This is a genomic window from Lysinibacillus odysseyi 34hs-1 = NBRC 100172 (assembly GCF_001591965.1).
Taxonomy (GTDB): Bacteria; Bacillota; Bacilli; order Bacillales_A; family Planococcaceae; genus Lysinibacillus_B; species Lysinibacillus_B odysseyi.
The window spans coordinates 243,554-260,137 of record NZ_BCVX01000005.1; the positions used below are offsets into that span (position 1 = coordinate 243,554).

At 42.4% G+C, this 16,584-nt stretch carries 21 protein-coding genes; 4 read left to right on the forward strand and 17 right to left on the reverse strand.

Features of this window, described 5'->3' with window-relative positions:
- Positions 1–241: 241 nt before the first annotated feature.
- Positions 242–493 (reverse strand): YqkE family protein, encoded by a 252-nt coding sequence (locus BOD01S_RS10455; RefSeq protein WP_036154241.1) that lies wholly within the window; start codon positions 491–493, stop codon positions 242–244.
- A gap of 75 nt (positions 494–568) precedes the next feature.
- Entirely contained in the window at positions 569–1,747 is a 1,179-nt protein-coding gene (locus BOD01S_RS10460; RefSeq protein ID WP_036154238.1) for an acetyl-CoA C-acetyltransferase, read from the reverse strand.
- A 173-nt stretch (positions 1,748–1,920) separates the two neighbouring features.
- On the opposite strand from BOD01S_RS10460, the gene BOD01S_RS10465 reads away from it, so the two are divergent.
- Positions 1,921–2,865 (forward strand): alpha/beta hydrolase, encoded by a 945-nt coding sequence (locus tag BOD01S_RS10465; protein WP_036154236.1) that lies wholly within the window; start codon positions 1,921–1,923, stop codon positions 2,863–2,865.
- Between the two features lie 88 nt (positions 2,866–2,953).
- Here BOD01S_RS10465 and BOD01S_RS10470 read toward each other — a convergent pair whose 3' ends face one another.
- The 5 genes from BOD01S_RS10470 to BOD01S_RS10490 all read right to left on the reverse strand — a co-directional run bounded on the left by BOD01S_RS10470 (position 2,954) and on the right by BOD01S_RS10490 (position 6,110).
- A complete protein-coding gene (locus BOD01S_RS10470; protein ID WP_036154235.1) occupies positions 2,954–3,424 on the reverse strand; it encodes an S-ribosylhomocysteine lyase in 471 nt (156 codons plus the stop codon).
- Positions 3,425–3,436: 12 nt separating this feature from the next.
- Complete coding sequence (locus BOD01S_RS10475; protein ID WP_063180332.1) at positions 3,437–4,177, reverse strand: amino acid ABC transporter ATP-binding protein; 741 nt, start codon at positions 4,175–4,177, stop codon at positions 3,437–3,439.
- A gap of 17 nt (positions 4,178–4,194) precedes the next feature.
- The gene (locus BOD01S_RS10480; RefSeq protein ID WP_036154233.1) at positions 4,195–4,854 is read right to left on the reverse strand and encodes an amino acid ABC transporter permease; all 660 of its coding nucleotides are present in this window, start codon (positions 4,852–4,854) and stop codon (positions 4,195–4,197) included.
- Between the two features lie 67 nt (positions 4,855–4,921).
- On the reverse strand, positions 4,922–5,713 hold the full coding sequence (locus BOD01S_RS10485; protein WP_036154231.1) for a transporter substrate-binding domain-containing protein: 792 nt from the start codon (positions 5,711–5,713) through the stop codon (positions 4,922–4,924).
- 175 nt (positions 5,714–5,888) lie between these two features.
- Entirely contained in the window at positions 5,889–6,110 is a 222-nt protein-coding gene (locus tag BOD01S_RS10490) for a YneF family protein (RefSeq protein ID WP_036154229.1), read from the reverse strand.
- Positions 6,111–6,300: 190 nt separating this feature from the next.
- Here BOD01S_RS10490 and BOD01S_RS23280 point away from each other — a divergent pair, with 190 nt between their 5' ends.
- A complete protein-coding gene (locus tag BOD01S_RS23280; RefSeq protein WP_036154227.1) occupies positions 6,301–6,624 on the forward strand; it encodes a hypothetical protein in 324 nt (107 codons plus the stop codon).
- On the opposite strand, the gene tkt is transcribed toward BOD01S_RS23280, so the two are convergent.
- From tkt to yneA, 4 genes are all read right to left on the reverse strand, one after another.
- Positions 6,619–8,613: a transketolase gene (gene tkt, locus BOD01S_RS10500; protein ID WP_036154225.1), complete on the reverse strand. Its 1,995-nt coding sequence runs from the start codon at positions 8,611–8,613 to the stop codon at positions 6,619–6,621. The genes BOD01S_RS23280 and tkt overlap by 6 nt on opposite strands.
- A 240-nt stretch (positions 8,614–8,853) precedes the next feature.
- Positions 8,854–9,087, reverse strand: a complete 234-nt coding sequence (locus tag BOD01S_RS10505) for a DUF896 domain-containing protein (RefSeq protein WP_036154223.1) — start codon at positions 9,085–9,087, stop codon at positions 8,854–8,856.
- A gap of 109 nt (positions 9,088–9,196) precedes the next feature.
- Positions 9,197–9,880 carry a YneB family resolvase-like protein gene (locus tag BOD01S_RS10510; RefSeq protein ID WP_036154221.1) on the reverse strand — a complete coding sequence of 228 codons (684 nt, stop codon included), beginning with the start codon at positions 9,878–9,880 and terminating at the stop codon, positions 9,197–9,199.
- The gene (gene yneA / locus BOD01S_RS10515) at positions 9,877–10,215 is read right to left on the reverse strand and encodes a cell division suppressor protein YneA (RefSeq protein WP_036154219.1); all 339 of its coding nucleotides are present in this window, start codon (positions 10,213–10,215) and stop codon (positions 9,877–9,879) included. The genes BOD01S_RS10510 and yneA overlap by 4 nt, the downstream gene beginning before the upstream one ends.
- A gap of 169 nt (positions 10,216–10,384) precedes the next feature.
- Between yneA and lexA the strand changes: the two genes are divergently transcribed.
- Complete coding sequence (gene lexA / locus BOD01S_RS10520; protein ID WP_036154217.1) at positions 10,385–11,005, forward strand: transcriptional repressor LexA; 621 nt, start codon at positions 10,385–10,387, stop codon at positions 11,003–11,005.
- Between the two features lie 246 nt (positions 11,006–11,251).
- On the opposite strand, the gene BOD01S_RS10525 is transcribed toward lexA, so the two are convergent.
- Positions 11,252–11,668, reverse strand: coding sequence for an Rrf2 family transcriptional regulator (locus BOD01S_RS10525; RefSeq protein WP_036154216.1), 417 nt, complete (start codon positions 11,666–11,668; stop codon positions 11,252–11,254).
- 152 nt (positions 11,669–11,820) lie between these two features.
- On the opposite strand from BOD01S_RS10525, the gene BOD01S_RS10530 reads away from it, so the two are divergent.
- Positions 11,821–12,786: an alpha/beta hydrolase gene (locus tag BOD01S_RS10530; RefSeq protein ID WP_036154214.1), complete on the forward strand. Its 966-nt coding sequence runs from the start codon at positions 11,821–11,823 to the stop codon at positions 12,784–12,786.
- 114 nt (positions 12,787–12,900) lie between these two features.
- Here BOD01S_RS10530 and BOD01S_RS10535 read toward each other — a convergent pair whose 3' ends face one another.
- From BOD01S_RS10535 to BOD01S_RS10555, 5 genes are all read right to left on the reverse strand, one after another.
- Positions 12,901–13,653: a prepilin peptidase gene (locus tag BOD01S_RS10535; protein ID WP_036154212.1), complete on the reverse strand. Its 753-nt coding sequence runs from the start codon at positions 13,651–13,653 to the stop codon at positions 12,901–12,903.
- A gap of 11 nt (positions 13,654–13,664) precedes the next feature.
- The gene (locus BOD01S_RS10540) at positions 13,665–14,444 is read right to left on the reverse strand and encodes a hypothetical protein (protein ID WP_036154210.1); all 780 of its coding nucleotides are present in this window, start codon (positions 14,442–14,444) and stop codon (positions 13,665–13,667) included.
- The gene (locus BOD01S_RS10545; protein ID WP_036154208.1) at positions 14,444–15,034 is read right to left on the reverse strand and encodes a PilN domain-containing protein; all 591 of its coding nucleotides are present in this window, start codon (positions 15,032–15,034) and stop codon (positions 14,444–14,446) included. The genes BOD01S_RS10540 and BOD01S_RS10545 overlap by 1 nt, the downstream gene beginning before the upstream one ends.
- Complete coding sequence (pilM, locus tag BOD01S_RS10550) at positions 15,031–16,026, reverse strand: type IV pilus biogenesis protein PilM (RefSeq protein ID WP_233153125.1); 996 nt, start codon at positions 16,024–16,026, stop codon at positions 15,031–15,033. The genes BOD01S_RS10545 and pilM overlap by 4 nt, the downstream gene beginning before the upstream one ends.
- A 94-nt stretch (positions 16,027–16,120) precedes the next feature.
- On the reverse strand, positions 16,121–16,543 hold the full coding sequence (locus tag BOD01S_RS10555) for a prepilin-type N-terminal cleavage/methylation domain-containing protein (protein ID WP_244887300.1): 423 nt from the start codon (positions 16,541–16,543) through the stop codon (positions 16,121–16,123).
- Between the last annotated feature and the right edge of the window lie 41 nt (positions 16,544–16,584).

Here is a 16,584-nt window from a genome sequence, read left to right on the forward strand (position 1 = left end):
ATTGGTAGGGATGGCGGCTTCTATACTATTTGATAACTTACGAATGCTTATGGCAATCGAGATTCTTTACGCCTTGTCTTTTGCCTCTATCATCGTCAGCCCGCTTGGTTTAGTGAGTCCAAAACGACAAATCGAGATGAAAATCCTTCATAAAAAGGACTAGAAGCAAGCGCAGTAAACACGCTGTAAATTATAAAAAGACTGCCGAAGCCCTTATATAAGGACTGCAGCAGTCTATTTATTAATATTTTGAGCCTTTGCTGCCGTATTGGTCCAGCAACTCTTCAAAACTCATATTTTTTTCACGCTGTTTCCGTTCAAAAGCAAGCTTTGCCTGGCGCTCTTCTTCCTTTTTCTGCTCTTCGGCAGCCAAGGATTGTTTCGCTTCTTTTAGCTTCGCCAGAACATCTCCACCCAATTGGTCAGCCAGCGTCATTTGATCTTTTTCCTGCTTTAGCTCACCCGCTTGTTGTTGCCCTTTTTTCTTTGCCAATGAAATCACCTTCTTTACCGACTTTCGGCTAAATTATAGCACTTTTTCTGCTTACAGGCATCACTGGCAAAAGAATTAGCGTTGAATGATAGTTGCTACGCCTTGACCGCCGCCAATACAAAGTGTTGCCAGTCCCATTTGCACATCGCGTTTTTGCATCTCATGAAGAAGCGTAACAAGCACGCGTGCACCGCTTGCACCAATCGGATGGCCTAGTGCAATGGCTCCACCATTAACATTCAGCTTTTCGTGGTCAAAGTTTAATTCACGATCAACAGCAATGGCTTGTGCGGCAAACGCTTCATTTGCTTCAATTAAATCCATTTGCTCAAGCGTCATATTAGCCTTTGCCAGAACCTTTTTCACAGCAGAAACAGGACCGATACCCATAATGGATGGATCTACACCAGCGCTTGCATTCGCTACGATTGTCGCTAATGGCTTTAAGCCAAGCTCATAGGCACGTTCCTGGGACATTACCACAACGGCTGCCGCTCCGTCATTAATACCGGATGCATTCCCTGCTGTAACCGAACCATCCTTTTTGAACGCCGGACGTAAACCAGCAAGCTTTTCAGCAGTTGTGCCTGCTTTTACATACTCATCCTGGTCAAAGATAACCGGTTCACCTTTACGCTGCGGGATTTCTACCGGTACAATTTCATCTACAAATCTACCAGATGCAATCGCTTCAGCAGCACGTGCCTGTGAACGCGCAGCGAAAGCATCCTGTTCTTCACGTGTAATAGAATAATTGTCACATAAATTTTCAGCTGTCATACCCATATGATAGTCATTCGTTGCGCACCATAATCCGTCATGGATCATTGTATCGATTACTTTTTGATCACCCATCCGGAAGCCGTCACGGGCATTTTTTAAAATATAAGGTGCCTGGCTCATGTTTTCAAAACCGCCGGCTACGACGATATCTGCCTCACCAGCTACAATAGCCTGCGCTGCCAAATGAACCGCCTTTAAGCCTGAGCCGCACACTTTATTAATTGTCATAGCTGGAATAGCTGTTGACAGACCAGCCTGCAATGCTGCCTGGCGTGCCGGGTTTTGCCCTAGGCCGGCCTGCAGTACATTCCCCATAATTACTTCATCAATATCTTCTGCAGGAACGCCCGCACGCTCAATCGCCGCCTTGATGACAGTGCTGCCCAGTGTTGTTGCCGGGATATCTTTTAACGATCCTTGAAATGCGCCGATTGCTGTACGTACTGCGCTTACGATTACTGCTTGTGTCATTGATAATTCCCCCTTATTTCCCAATGTGTATGTAAGTTCACTACTTACCTTTTCATTTTATCAAATATACCCTGCTATATCGATATAGCCGAAAATTTTGCGTTCCAAACTTTTTTTATTTACGCATAGAGGGAAATAGGAGTGACAACATAGTATATAGGGAGGTGAACATAATGAAGAAAAAGGTCATGCTGTTATCTGGCATTGCTACAACCTTACTCGCTACTGCAACAGCTGTTTCAGGCTATGTGCTATCAAACAAGCTAATGTACATTAAGCAAAAAGACTCTGACTTCATTTTAGAAAGGGAGAAGAAGGCGCAGCGCTTTGACGAAGCTTGGTTTGACAGCGTGTCAAAGATGGAATTGTCTATTTCCTCGCCAAACGGCTATGATATTAAAGGCTATTTCTTCAAGCCTCTATCCACACATAATACGATTATTATTTGCCACGGGGTAACAGAAAATAAAATCAACTCCACAAAATATGCCCGTATGTTTGAGCGGCTCGGCTTTAATACAGTCGTATATGACCACCGGCGGCATGGGGATTCAGGCGGAAAAACGACAAGCTATGGCTATTATGAAAAAATTGACCTTCAGGCAGTTGTTGCATATGTGCGGGAACTGATTGGTGAGGGGGCAGTTCTTGGTATACATGGCGAATCGATGGGTGCCGCCACAACACTGCTGTATGCCGGAACCGTTGCAGATGAGGCGGATTTTTATATTTCCGACTGTGCCTTTTCTGACTTCCGTAAACTGCTCTACCTGATTGTTAAAAATTCCATTTCAATCGATCTGCGCCTCGCCGTTCATGTCACAGATTTATTCATGCGGCTGCGGGATGGGTACTGGACAAAAAATATTTTACCGATTGAGGCAGTAAAACATATTGAAAAGCCTGTTTTATTCTTCCACACGACGGGGGATACATTCATCCCCAGTTCGATGACGGAAGATTTATATGAACAAAAAGCAGAACCAAAAATGCTTTGTCTTTTTGAAGAAGGAGCTCATGCACAAGGCTTTAATGAAAATCCTGCTGCTTATGAAAAAATGGTCCTTGAATTTCTGCAGCGGTACGTTCCTGCCGTACAGGAAAAAAGTGCATTATAAAAGTCGAGTCCAGGAAACGCCCCGCGACTCGACTTCTTTTTACATGATCAAGCTTTTCGATCAGAACTTATTTTTCTATTAATCTTTCTTATTGCACAAAAACGTTCGGCCATTCTGCACGCTTATCCAAAAATTCCCGGGCTAATTGCTGGGCACCTTCCAGGCTGTGGCTTGCTGCCCATCCGCACTGTACTTCATTACAAGCAGGTACAGCTTCTGCAGCTAGTACGTCCTGAAGTGTTTTTTCCAGGACATCCAGTATTTCCTCGTAATGATCATGGTTAATAACGGATAAATAAAAGCCTGTTTGGCATCCCATCGGAGATAAATCCACTACGTAATCTGCATGATTGCGTATGCGGTCTGCCATTAAATGCTCTAGAGAATGAAGTGCAGGCATTTCCATATGTGCCTTATTCGGCTGTTTAAAGCGGATATCATATTTTACAACGACATCCCCGTGCACACCTTCCTTCTTGCCGGCTAAACGTACATAAGGAGCCGCTACTTTCGTATGATCAAGATCAAAGCTTTCCACATTTGTTTTCTCTTTTACCATGTCCCATTCCTCCTAAATAAACTGCATTGATTGAATAAACGATTGAATTCGATCGTTTTCTTTATTATCAAAAAACTTTTTCGTCTCGCCGTCAAATAAAATTTCACCATTTTCTAAAAATAGGATTCTGTCGGCCACTTCTTTAGCGAAATTCAAATTATGTGTAACGATAATCATGGACTTTCCTTCTTCGGACAAATCCTTTAAAACCTTCAATACCTCTCCTTCCAATTCCGGATCAAGAGCACTTGTTGGTTCATCAAATAATAAAAATTTCGGCTCCATCGCTAAAGCACGCGCAATGGCAACCCGCTGCTGCTGCCCACCGGATAACTGTGATGGATAGCTTTCCGTCTTATGGGAAAGCCCTACCTTTGCCAGAAGCATTTTTCCTTTTTCGATGACAGCTATCCGCTCCTTTTTTAGAACGGTAACAGGCCCTTCAATAACGTTTTCAAGAACCTTCATATGTGGAAATAGATTGAAGCTCTGAAATACCATTGCTGTATTCTGCCGAATCGCCAGCCGCTCCTTTTTCGATACAGAGCCTGATAAATCCAAGTGAATGTCATCTATTGAAAGTGTACCACGTTCAGGCGTTTCCAACAGGTTAATACAACGCAGGAGAGTGGACTTGCCGGAACCTGAAGGGCCGAGAATAACAGTTGTCTCCCCCTTATTGAATGTAAGGTTAATATTTTTCAATGCTTCATGCCCATCGAAAAATTTATGCATGTTCGAAAACTGTACGATAAAATCCACTTCCCTTCTTATATATATTTTGAAGCATATTTCTCAAGCCTGCCCTGCATGAATGTCAATATAGTAATAAACAACAGGTAGATTGCCGCCACTAAAGAATAAATCAATAGCGGTTCATATGTACGGGCTGTAATCTGCTGGCCGATCATAAACATATCCGCCAGCGTGATGCTGGCTACAAGTGATGTGCCCTTTACCAGATCTATGAAATCATTTGTCACCGGCGGCAAGGAAATCCGGATTGTTTGCGGAGCAATAATACGTCTCAGTACCTGCCAATATGTCATGCCCAGCGATTCCGCTGCCTCCCACTGCCCTTTAGGAATGGCAATAATCGAAGCCCTTATCGATTCGGAGGCATATGCCCCTGTATTTAAGGAAAATGTAATGATGGAGGCTGTCCAAGCATCCAGTACAATTCCTAAATTCGGCAGACCGAAAAATACGATGAACAGTTGCACGAGTAATGGTGTGCCCCGGAAAATCCAAACGTAAAGTCCAAAAATATACCGTAAAATCGATATATTTGATAATCTTGCCAATGCAGTAACGACCGCTATTATCATTGCAATCGCAAACGATAATAACGATAACGGAATCGTCACAACAAGCCCTGCCTTTAGTACAGGCCAAAATGCTTCCAGCGCTATTTCCATTTCTCTGCTCATCTATCAGCACCTCTTTTTCTACAAACGCCGGAACCTTCTTCTTTACAGTCTGATAGCCCCGCCTCAATTACTTATTTGTTATGATATCCTCGCCAAAATATTTTTCTGAAATAGCAGCAAATGTGCCATCTTCAATTCTTGTTTGGATAATTTCATTTAACTTTTCACGGAATTCCTTATTATTTTTATTTAAAATAAGGGCGATGTCCGACGAGCTTGTCGATCCTTCCACAATTTTCAGTTTTGCATCAGGCTGCTCCTGCATGTATGTTAAAAAGGTTACACGGTCATGAATCGTTCCATCAGCACGCCCCTGCTCCACCAGCTGAATGGAGCTTGTTAAGTCAGTAGTAGCAACGATTTCAGCCCCAAGCGCCTCCGCATCCTTTGCAAAGTTACTCGTTACCGTCTGGGCAGCCTTCTTCCCATCCAAATCTTCTATTGTCTTCATATCTTCATTGTCATTACGTACTGCCAGCACTGCCACCGATTCCATATAAGGAATGGTAAAGTCGTACTTTTCCTTACGCTCGTCCGTAATTGAGATATTGTTAATAACAAAATCATATTTATCAGTATCCAATCCGGCGATCAGTGAGTCCCATTTCGTTTCAATATAGTTCGCTTCTACACCTAAATCCTTTGCAACCTGTGCGGCAATTTCGTATTCAAAGCCTGTCAAATTGCCCGATGCATCATGGTAGCTGAACGGTGGGAATGTTCCCTCCAGCCCGATATTAATGACACCGGCTTCCTGGATTTTTTCCAGCTTATTCGTTTTGTCTGCAGCAGCATCATCTTTATTTCCGCAGGCTGCCAAAATTAATGTAAAAAACAATAAACATAATAATTTTTTCATCTATTTTTCCTCCTGTTTTTAAAACCTAGTTTGTAGGTTTGTTTTATAATATTACATTGGTTAAAATAAAGCAACATCATTTTTAGAAAATTATAATTTATTAGAAATATCCCTACTTCATCATAAATGAGCAATAAAAAAAGAGTACAGATTCAATATCTGCACTCTTTTCATATTATTTATCCTGGAACTTATTCATTTGTGCCATCATTTGACGAACTTGCTTTTCAGATGGTTTACGTCCCATCTGCGCCATCATAACACGAATCATTTGTTCATTGATTGGTGGATTTTCCTTTAAATACTTCATCATATATTGACGAGCTGCGTAGAAACCAATCGCAACGCCCCCGATTAAAGCTACAATGATAAGTACAATACCAAGCCATAAATTCATTTGTATCCAACCTCCTCCACTTGCAAGATCCCGAGAAAACTCCCCAAAAAGGATTATACACTAATTCCAAAATGGTTGCTATAGAATTAATTGGACAAGCAGGATTCCTCATAATATTCTTCTTTTTGTACCTTTTTTACAAGGTCGGCTCTCATTTAATAAGGTAATATTCAGGTAATAAGATTAAAATATGAATGTCACTTATGATAAATTTGCCATTGATAATGTCTTTACGCTGCTCCGCCCGGTCATTAAGACTATTTTACTCTTTTCTATCCTTTTTCTCGCTGCTGTAATCTTCAAAGTAATCCTCATTGAGGTCACTATTTTATTTAGCGCTTTTTCAACTATTATAGCTGGCCAGCTTATTCAATATTCAACCATAATGACAGACGAACTAGTTCTCGACGGAAATGCTTCTTCCATAATCCGTTCCTGCTTCATTTCCATAATCAAATATTCAAAACAAAAGGCGGCCCGCAACGAATTGCGAGCCACCACTTGGAAATTATAACGCTTTTACTTTATTTACTACATTTTCTACTGTAAAGCCGTATTTCTCAATAACCAGCTCACCTGGTGCAGACGCGCCGAACTTATCGATTGCCAGAACATCCCCATCAAAGCCAGTATATTTATGCCAGCCTAATGAAGCTCCCATTTCAATCGCAAGACGTTTTGTTACTGCCTTAGGAAGAACAGATTCTTTGTATTCAGCAGATTGCTGCTCGAAGCGGTCCATAGATGGCATAGATACAACGGATGCATCGATACCGTCAGCAAGCAATGCTTTTTGTGCCTCCACAGCTAACGATACTTCCGAACCTGTTGCAATTAAGATAGCATCCGGCGTTTCTTTTGTAGCTGGTGAAATTACGTAAGCACCTTTTTGAACACCATCACGTACTGTTTCAATTGGTGTATTGATTACCGGCAAGTTTTGACGGGATAATACTAAAACAGTTGGTGTTGATTTACTTGTGATAGCAATACGCCAAGCCTCTGCTGATTCGTTTGCATCGGCAGGGCGGATCACTGAAAGATTTGGCATAGCACGTAATGATGCTAAATGCTCGATCGGCTCATGTGTTGGCCCGTCTTCCCCAACCGCAATTGAATCATGTGTGAACACATATGTTACCGGCAAGCCCATTAATGCTGACAGTCGTACAGCTGGACGTACATAGTCTGAGAAGACGAAGAATGTACCGCCGAATACGTTGACACCACCGTGTAAGGCCATACCGTTTAATGCAGCCCCCATCGCAAACTCACGTACACCGAACCAAATGTTACGGCCTGCATAGTTGTCTGCTGAGAAGTCGCCAGCACCTTTCATCGTTGTTTTGTTCGAGCCCGCTAAGTCAGCCGAACCACCAAAGAAGGAAGGAACTTTTTTCGCTAATGCATTGATAACATCTCCTGAAGATGAGCGGGTTGCTACAGATTTACCTGCCTCGTATACAGGAATTTCAGCATCGTAATCTGCTGGTAATTCGTTGTTCATTGCTTTTACAAACTGCTCTGCTAGTTCAGGATAAGCCGCTTTATATGCTTCAAATTTTGCATTCCAGTCACTTTCAGCCTGTACACCTTGTACTTCAGCAGCATTTTTGAACGTCTCATATACTTCTTCCGGTACGTGGAATGGCTCATGTGCCCATTCGTACGCTGCCTTCGTTAGTAGTACCTCGTCAGCTCCAAGTGGTGCACCGTGAGACTCAGATTTACCGGATTTATTTGGCGACCCGAAACCGATCACTGTTTTCACTTCGATCAATGTTGGCTTGCCTTTGTTTGCTTTTGCCTGCTCGATTGCTTTATTAATTGCATCGATATCTGTACCGTCTTGTACTTTTAAGTAATTCCAGCCATTTGACTCAAAACGCTTTTGCACGTTTTCAGAGAATGATTTCTCCAAATCGCCGTCGAGGGAGATATCATTTGAATCGTAAAGCACGATTAACTTTTCAAGCTGCAGGTGGCCTGCAAGCGAGATTGCCTCCGATGCGACACCTTCCATAAGGTCGCCATCACCACAAAGTGCAAATGTATAATGGTCTACAATTTCATGTCCTTCTTTGTTGTATGTTCCTGCAAGATGACGTTCTGCCATTGCCATACCAACTGACATTGCAATCCCTTGACCAAGTGGACCTGTCGTTGCTTCTACCCCAACTGTATGGCCATATTCAGGGTGACCAGGTGTTTTAGAATCCCATTGACGGAAGTTTTTGATCTCTTCCATCTCTAAACCATATCCGCCAAGATGAAGCAGGCTGTATAAAAGCATGGAACCATGGCCAGCTGATAATACAAAGCGGTCGCGGTTATACCATTTTGGGTTTTGTGGGTTATGGCGTAATTGTTTTGTCCATAATGTATAGGCCATTGGCGCCGCGCCCATTGGTAAACCAGGGTGTCCTGAATTTGCCTTCTCAATTGCATCGATTGATAATGTACGGATAGCATTGATCGCTAACAGATCCGCGTATTGTGTCATGTGTGACATCCTTTCTCGCACTAATATTGTTCTTATATAGTTTAGTCATAAACGCTCAAGAATACAACGTTTTTTCCATAAATATGTTATACTTTTTAGCCAAATGTGACATATCAATAAATGAGATTTATAACGTTCCCTCTATTGAAAAAATCATAGGATTCTATACTTTTTCTACTAAATTATAAGAAGCTAGACAGGGAGTTTTATAAAGAAAATAGCCCCCTCTTATATCATTAATTAGTTTAAAAATTTGTTTTTCTTTGCTTCTTTTACCTTTTCAGGTGTCACATCATTGCCTTCAGGGTCGATTACTTTTACATTTTCGATCGTATCACGCATCGTACTGCGGAATGTATCCAAATATTCCTTGCGTAATTGTGTTTGTTCTTTCGCTTCTGCTTCTGTTAATGTACCTGCTTTTTTCTTTTTCGAAAGTTCATTGATTCTATCCATTTTGTCTTTTGATAACATTTTCGTCTCACCTTTCTTAATCGACTACTACAAAGGTATGAGAAAACGCCAGGAAGTGCAAGCGATTGCGCTTTATTTTCTTTTTATATACGAAAAAGAGCTGCCATCTCTATTTTGGCAGCTCTGTTGTTTGTTGACGTTCAACTTCCTCTATATATTCAATATAGCGTCTATGGACTGTTGCTTTACTTACCTGAAAGCCCAGCCCCTGCAATGTATTGGCAATCTCCTTAAAGGTCATACCCTTATCACGCAATTTTACGATCTCTCCAATAGGTACCTCGATACGGTCCCGGCCTTCTAAATTACCGCGTTCCCGGAGGTTCAGCTCCGGTCTGTAGCCTCTTTCCACAGCCCGCTTCATCCCTCTGCGGATTTTTGCATTGTGCAGCTTCCGCTGGTATTCTTCTACGATAGACAGGATTTCGAGAAGCATTGTATCCATTTCATTCAGTGATAATGGCCCCGCCTCATTTAGTGAATAGACAATGACTTCCTGTTTCATCAATAGATGGAGTACCGCCATCCTTGCATTTCCACGCCCAAGTCGCGTCTCGTCCTGGATGAATAGGACAGGGATATTCGATTCCTTCATAAAATCCAGCATTTCCAGCAGGCCTTCACGATCCACATCATATCCGCTATGCTGATCTTCAAAGACCGCTTCCACACTAAATCCCTGATCCTTGGCATAGCGGGTTAACTCCTCACGCTGCCTTGCCAAAGATGTTTCCTGTGTTTCTTTTGTCGTACTTACACGGCAGTATACGACAGCCGATTGTGGTTTTGTCATTTTTGATCACTCGCTACTTTAATGGAATTGCCAGCCTCCTCCTCTGAGAGGTTGGCTATATATACTGAATCTTTCGCTACAGGGACGATAATTTTCTGTCCCGCCTGCAAGGCACCCTTAAACAGTTGGTTTTCCTTTTGGACGAAAGTGACCCAGTCCTGCGTAGACATTTTACCACGATATTCATCTGCTAACGACCATAATGTATCGCCATGTTCGATTGTAATATGTTCGTATTGCTCAATTTTCTCATCTGTTATGTATATGTATGCGATAAAAGCAACTGCTACCCCTAACAGTACCTTTACATAGCTGTTTTTCTTTACCCAATTCATACGACCATCTCCTTGTAGAATGTTTGTTCGGAATATATGTTCTCATTTTAATGCGAACACTTGTTTTTTGTCAACACTTTATTTCGAACTTACGTTTGCATTTTTGTTCGTATATGGTATACTTATTCTAATTTAAAAAGGAAAGACTCTGGCAGAGAGGTGAATAATTATGACAAAGGTATCTAAACGGCAAGAAGCAATTTTGGCATTTATCAAAGATGAAGTACGTTCTAAAGGCTATCCGCCTTCCGTTCGCGAAATCGGGGAAGCAGTAGGGCTTGCTTCAAGCTCCACAGTGCATGGGCACTTAGCACGTCTTGAAAGCAAAGGACTGATCCGCCGCGACCCAACAAAACCGCGCGCTATTGAGGTATTGGACCAGGAGACAGTACTTGTTAATAAGCAGAGCGTTATCCACGTTCCGTTAATTGGTAAAGTAACGGCTGGTTCGCCGATTACGGCAATCGAAAACATAGAAGAATACTTCCCGCTGCCTAATACATACGGCACGAGCGAAGATCACATTTTTATGTTGGAGATTATGGGTGAATCTATGATTGAAGCTGGTATTTTAAACGGCGATTATGTCATCGTAAAACAGCAGTCCTCAGCAAACAACGGCGATATCGTTGTAGCAATGACAGAAGACGACGAAGCAACTGTTAAACGCTTTTATAAGGAAAAAACACACTTCCGCTTACAGCCTGAAAACTCTTCGATGGACCCGATTCTAGTGGACCAAGTGAAAATTTTAGGTAAAGTGGTAGGTTTATATCGTACGGTACATTAATCTCCCGTGAACCAGAAAACAGCGCCCATCTCCAATAGATGAACGCTGTTTTTGTATTATTTATACTTACGAATAGATGTCTCCAAAAATCTTGGTTCTCTGCATTCGGTTACCGTCTCTTCGGGATGGCTGCCCATGTATAGACACAAAGCAAAGCTTGGATAATCAACTGATCTTTGCTTCCTTCACCTTCCACTGTTCTTCCTGTTTACCGGTACGTCCAACTAAAAGAATACTGTTTTCCCTTCAGTCTTTCTTTGTATCAAGTATATCTTGGATGGAATACTGATCCAATGATGATTGAAATACTTGCTCAGCTTTAGAAATGATTTGGGAAATGGAATATTCCACCCCCGTCGATGGCACTACATAAAACGGCGTCACCGAATAGTCGCTCAAGGCGATATAAACATCCTTCACAGAGATGGCGTTCGCATTTTTCTGAAGGCGGTATCCCCCATACCTTCCTCCTATTGCTGAAACCATCCCGTTTTTCACCAGACGCGCTACTATTTTTCTTATATATGTAGGGTCTTCTCCAAGGTTTTCCGCTATATGATGGCTTTTTACCAATTCTTCACTCACAGCAAGCATCGTAAGTGTCCGTAAAGCTACATGGAACCATTTTGGCCCCAGATCTCCTGATTGAATAAGCAATTGCATATAATTTTTACTCCAATTTTCAGAATATTAGTTTGACTTATTATAACATAGAATGGTATTTTAATTGTGAACAAATAAAAACAATTAAAATACTACGCTTCCGAGAAATTTGTTTACTTTTTTAACGAATAAAAAGTAAAGGGGAATTGTAAATGAAGAGAAGAGTCCATCCGGAATTTTTAACTGCTTTAAATGCTTTTCAAGATTTTGATTTAACGCCTGAATATATGCCGGCTATCCGTCAAGGCCTAGAACAGGCATCCCCGCTGCCTGAGCTGTCTGCTGACGTTGAAATCTATGAGGAAATTATCGTTGGACCGGACCAAAATGATGTACGTCTCCGTATTTATAAACCATTAGATGCACAAGGAAACCTGCCCGGATTACTGTGGATACATGGGGGTGGCTATGTGCTCGGTACCGTTGAAGCAGATGATCATCTTTGCGCTAAATTCGTCACACAGGCGGAGTGTATTGTCGTTTCTGTCGATTACCGGTTAGCACCTGAACATCCATACCCGGCTCCTATCGAAGATTGTTATAGTGCACTTTGCTGGATGGTAAATGAAGCGGAGCACCTGTCTATTGATAAAGAAAAAATCGGCGTGGCCGGCGCCAGTGCAGGCGGAGGGCTGACGGCAGCTTTAACACTGCTGGCAAGGGATCGTTCCTTCCCGAAGGTCCACTTCCAAATGCCGCTGTATCCAATGATTGATGACCGAAATAATTCCCCTTCATCCAACGAAATTAAAGAAGGATTTATATGGAATCAAAAAGCAAACGAGGCCGGCTGGAAAATGTATTTGGGTAATTTACATGGTACAGAGGAAATCCCGCCCTATGCTGCCCCTGCCCGAGCGACGGATTATTCAAATTTACCTTACACATATACATGCGTCGGGCAATTAGATCCGTTCCGGGATGAAACGATTGCCTATGTGTCCAAGCTGGCACAAGCTGGGGTAGATGTAGAGTTCCATCTTTATCCCGGCGCCTACCATGGCTTTGAAACATTAAATCCGCAATCTGCCATTGCCCAGCAAGTAGTCTCTGAATATATAAATGCCGTAAAACGTGGATTCGCTTTACTGACAGAAACAAATTATGAATCCGTCTAAAAAGATCGGCTTTTTTTTGTAAATAAACGATTGGTTTGTACCCATGAAAAAAGTGTAGAAATGCTGCTAACACAGCTTTTTCTACACTTTTCTTTTCTTTATACAAATGATTCCCTAAAACAGCTGCCAATACCACTCGATAAGCTCCGCCCCGTAGAAATAGGCAATAATTGCCCCGAGCGCAATCGATGGCCCAAACGGAATCGGTGTCTTTCTTCCCTGTCCGCGCACCTTTAGAATGACTATTCCCACAATCATACCGATAAGCGAAGCTAAGAAAAGCGTTAGAAACGTATTGACGTTGCCTAGGACAAGCCCGATGACAAAGAACAGCTTGATATCTCCTCCGCCCATTCCGCCTTTCGAAATAACGGCAATGAGCAGTAATATGCCAAATCCCACCACTGCTCCTAGCAGGCTATCCCACCACGGATCAAGCGGCGAAACAATCCGCGATATCATTAGAAGCGGCAGGAAAAACAGCAGGATTTTATTTGGAATCAGCATGTATGCCATATCTGATACATTGATGATTACAAGCAGTGACATAAACAAAAGGGCCACAGCCAGCTCTGCTGTAAAACCAAATTTCAGGTAGCTTCCGACAAATAAAACAGCGGTCGCAATTTCCGTTATACAGTAAATCGGCGATACCTTTGCCCCACACCCTCTGCACTTTCCGCCCTGCATTACATATGAAAGAACCGGGATTAATTCTAAAGCTGTCAATCTGTGGTCACAGCTCGTACAGTGGGAAGGCGGGTTCACGATTGATTCTCCCTTTGGCACCCGCAGTCCGACAACATTATAAAACGATCCGAGCACAAGGCCGAATAACGCAATAAAGATACTATAAACAATTTCCATATGATGTCCTCTTATTCAAAGTAGAATGTCGTCACCTGAATACTCGCTGAGACAACCTTATCTCCCTCTTCTGTCAGCGCATCTTCCTCACCCGGCAGCGAGTATTCGATTGTGTCAATATGCATAACCCGTTCCATCTGTTCGATTTCTTTCATAAACTGCTGCAGCTGCTCATCATCTGGTGATTCAATGTCTACTTGAAATGTAAGTAATTTTAAATTTGCAGGCAGTGCTTCAGCCGACATCGTCGATACAGGAACCGCCTCCTGCTCTGTCTCCCCGACAGCTGTTCCGCCCGTTTGATCACTTTCAGGTGTCCCCTTATCTTCAATGTTTTCATTTGTTTCACTATTGTCTGTTGTCTCGTCACGCTCACTTTCCTCCATTGCCCCATCTGCCTGTTCATCCCCGGTTGGTGCATTCGGATCGAGAAGTCCCGATTCTGAAACGAGATTATCATAATTATTAAAGGTAATAGTAAGTATACGTGAGCCTGAAACATATTCTGCCTCCTCAAGAGCAAGGAGGAGTTGATCGATTTCCCGATCGGCAGGAAGCTTTTGGCGTATTATAAGCCCACTGTCTACCTCATCATTTCTATTTTCCTTAATCAAAGCAATCTGATCTTTCATCGTTGCTGTTTCACTCGTTAAATGGTTTACAGCATTTTGTTTTTCTGTTGCTTCCTCCTGTTTTGGCAGAACGACATAGTAATACACTGCAAATAAAAGAGCCAGTATAAGAGCCGTTATGAGAAGGGGTCCCGAATTTTTGCCACCAGAAAGCTGCATTACACTCCACCTCCTGTAGATACATATACCGGATCAATCAGTACCGTCATCTCTACTGTATAGCGTGGAAGTTCGTTAAATCTTTCCTCCATATCCTTCTCGTCCGTTGATTGTCCAATTTCAAAGTTCGCAATTTCGCCTACCTGTACATCGAGAAAGTAAGGGCTTTGCTCAAGGCGTTCGATAAAAGTGGAAATGGCATTCAATATTTCAAAATCAATCGTAAAATGAACAGCAGTTTGGTCAAATGAAAAACTGCGCAGGTATGTATTTTCCGGCAACAGTACTTGTGTTTCCCCGATAAGCGGTGTCACTGGGTATGATATTTGTTCAATAAATGTTAAAGACTCCTCAATTGACCCCTGTTCAGCGCCTTGCAGCTCTTCCAGCTCTTTTTGTACTGTATCATATTCTGCCTGAAGGGTTTGTTCTTGGTTCGTCAGATTGGTTACATTTGCTCTGGCAGAAAAATACATCCACGAGAGAAACGCAAGCAAAAGAAAGACTATAATACCAAGAATGATATACTGTATCCTCGATCGCTCTTCGTCTCGTCCTGTATTCGGCAGAAGATTTATATCTGGAATCATAGGTTATCCTCCTTGAGGGCAAGGCCGATTAATGAGGCATGCTTGGCCTTGAAGCCAGGATACTTTTTCCCGATGAGGAGATCGTTCACTTCAATAATCGTATTTTCAAAATTCTCCGCTAAAAATGCTGCAATACTGGAAAGCAGCGGGTTATCACCTAAAACAATAATATCATCCACTGACTTCTCTCCCTTATGTAATGAAAACTTGAAGAAACTCATCATCCGGTCGAGCTCTAGAATTTGATCTGTTACCGTACTCTGATAATGTTGCAGATCCCCTTCATAATGGAAAGAAACATCATAATCGTTCTCATTCTCCCTCGTGAACTGCCACTCTTCAAGATCCGTATCAATCGTTTGAAACCTTAGGAATTCCACATTTCCATATGAGTAGATACAGATGGATAAGGCATTGATCGACCAATCGGCAATGAGATATGTTCTGCTATTACTGAGTAGACCTAAAGAATCCAAAAGTCGCAGGTTGGCAAGTGCACGGATATCTGCCACCTTGGGCTTTAAGTGGTTGTCCGATAAAATATCCATGAATTTGCGTACTTCCTCTGATGGCGCTGCGAAAATGACTGCTTCTCCATCGTCTGAATCCCTATCCACCACATCTATAAGAGGATCTTCAAACGGAAGATGAATGGTATGGCCTACCTCCAGTTGAACATAGCCGAGCAGCTCCTTCTGATCGTTGAGGTCTTCCGGATGCTCAATAGCCTTTAGCAAAACGGACGTATCAGGCACGAAAAACCTTACATTCTGCCGCTTCGCATTCCAATCATCAATATGTGCCTTTACAATTTCAAACAGACCCATTTCGTCTATAATCATTCCTTCCTGTACGAGTCCTTCCGGCAATGGAATGTCAAAGCATTGCGCCTGTCCGAGATCCGCGCTTTTCGCTACAAGCGCACGGAGCACGTAGTCATGCAGCTCCAGACTGACATGGGCGTTCTTCTTACTACCGAATATACTGAACATACAAGGCCTCCCTATCTAGCTTTCTCTTATTGCGAGTTATCAGTCACTCAATGGAACACCTAACTATAGTTAGGTGTTCTGTGAGTGGATACCTCTAAGGTTGAGATCCTGAAATTGTATCACCTGGTTCCACATCTGCCTCATTAATGTCTTCAATGGTTGCACCCTTGAAAGTTATTGTTTCCCCGCTGGATAAAGTAGCTGTACCTGTTAGCTTATTCGGAGATTCGTTGGTTACTTTAACCTCAGTATCATCTTTAAAAGTCCCCCAATTATCTACATAAGTTTTCAGGGCTTCTTTGTCAGCAGTTGTTTTTCCCGCCCCTTCATCCGTAAAGTACATATTGGCGGCATTTAAAATATTTACTGCGTCTGCCTTTGCTGCTTTCACACGGGAATTATCAATAATATTTCCTATCGCCGGGATGGCAATCGCCGCAATGATTGCCAGGATTACAATTACTGCCAAGAGTTCAATTAATGTTAACCCTTTTTCGTCTTTCATACGTTTCTTCATTTGCTGTAGCATATTTACTGCATCTCCTTTCTAATGGTAGT

Excerpts from the sequence above, each read along its gene's own strand:
- BOD01S_RS10460 (WP_036154238.1), bottom strand. The coding sequence starts at position 1,747 with ATGACACAAGCAGTAATCGTAAGCGCAGTACGTACAGCAATCGGCGCA.
- BOD01S_RS10465 (WP_036154236.1), top strand. The coding sequence starts at position 1,921 with ATGAAGAAAAAGGTCATGCTGTTATCTGGCATTGCTACAACCTTACTC.
- BOD01S_RS10470 (WP_036154235.1), bottom strand. The coding sequence starts at position 3,424 with ATGGTAAAAGAGAAAACAAATGTGGAAAGCTTTGATCTTGATCATACG.
- BOD01S_RS10480 (WP_036154233.1), bottom strand. The coding sequence starts at position 4,854 with ATGAGCAGAGAAATGGAAATAGCGCTGGAAGCATTTTGGCCTGTACTA.
- BOD01S_RS10485 (WP_036154231.1), bottom strand. The coding sequence starts at position 5,713 with ATGAAAAAATTATTATGTTTATTGTTTTTTACATTAATTTTGGCAGCC.
- BOD01S_RS10490 (WP_036154229.1), bottom strand. The coding sequence starts at position 6,110 with ATGAATTTATGGCTTGGTATTGTACTTATCATTGTAGCTTTAATCGGG.
- BOD01S_RS23280 (WP_036154227.1), top strand. The coding sequence starts at position 6,301 with ATGAATGTCACTTATGATAAATTTGCCATTGATAATGTCTTTACGCTG.
- tkt (WP_036154225.1), bottom strand. The coding sequence starts at position 8,613 with ATGACACAATACGCGGATCTGTTAGCGATCAATGCTATCCGTACATTA.
- BOD01S_RS10505 (WP_036154223.1), bottom strand. The coding sequence starts at position 9,087 with ATGTTATCAAAAGACAAAATGGATAGAATCAATGAACTTTCGAAAAAG.
- BOD01S_RS10510 (WP_036154221.1), bottom strand. The coding sequence starts at position 9,880 with ATGACAAAACCACAATCGGCTGTCGTATACTGCCGTGTAAGTACGACA.
- yneA (WP_036154219.1), bottom strand. The coding sequence starts at position 10,215 with ATGAATTGGGTAAAGAAAAACAGCTATGTAAAGGTACTGTTAGGGGTA.
- lexA (WP_036154217.1), top strand. The coding sequence starts at position 10,385 with ATGACAAAGGTATCTAAACGGCAAGAAGCAATTTTGGCATTTATCAAA.
- BOD01S_RS10525 (WP_036154216.1), bottom strand. The coding sequence starts at position 11,668 with ATGCAATTGCTTATTCAATCAGGAGATCTGGGGCCAAAATGGTTCCAT.
- BOD01S_RS10530 (WP_036154214.1), top strand. The coding sequence starts at position 11,821 with ATGAAGAGAAGAGTCCATCCGGAATTTTTAACTGCTTTAAATGCTTTT.
- BOD01S_RS10535 (WP_036154212.1), bottom strand. The coding sequence starts at position 13,653 with ATGGAAATTGTTTATAGTATCTTTATTGCGTTATTCGGCCTTGTGCTC.
- BOD01S_RS10540 (WP_036154210.1), bottom strand. The coding sequence starts at position 14,444 with ATGCAGCTTTCTGGTGGCAAAAATTCGGGACCCCTTCTCATAACGGCT.
- BOD01S_RS10545 (WP_036154208.1), bottom strand. The coding sequence starts at position 15,034 with ATGATTCCAGATATAAATCTTCTGCCGAATACAGGACGAGACGAAGAG.
- pilM (WP_233153125.1), bottom strand. The coding sequence starts at position 16,026 with ATGTTCAGTATATTCGGTAGTAAGAAGAACGCCCATGTCAGTCTGGAG.
- BOD01S_RS10555 (WP_244887300.1), bottom strand. The coding sequence starts at position 16,543 with ATGAAGAAACGTATGAAAGACGAAAAAGGGTTAACATTAATTGAACTC.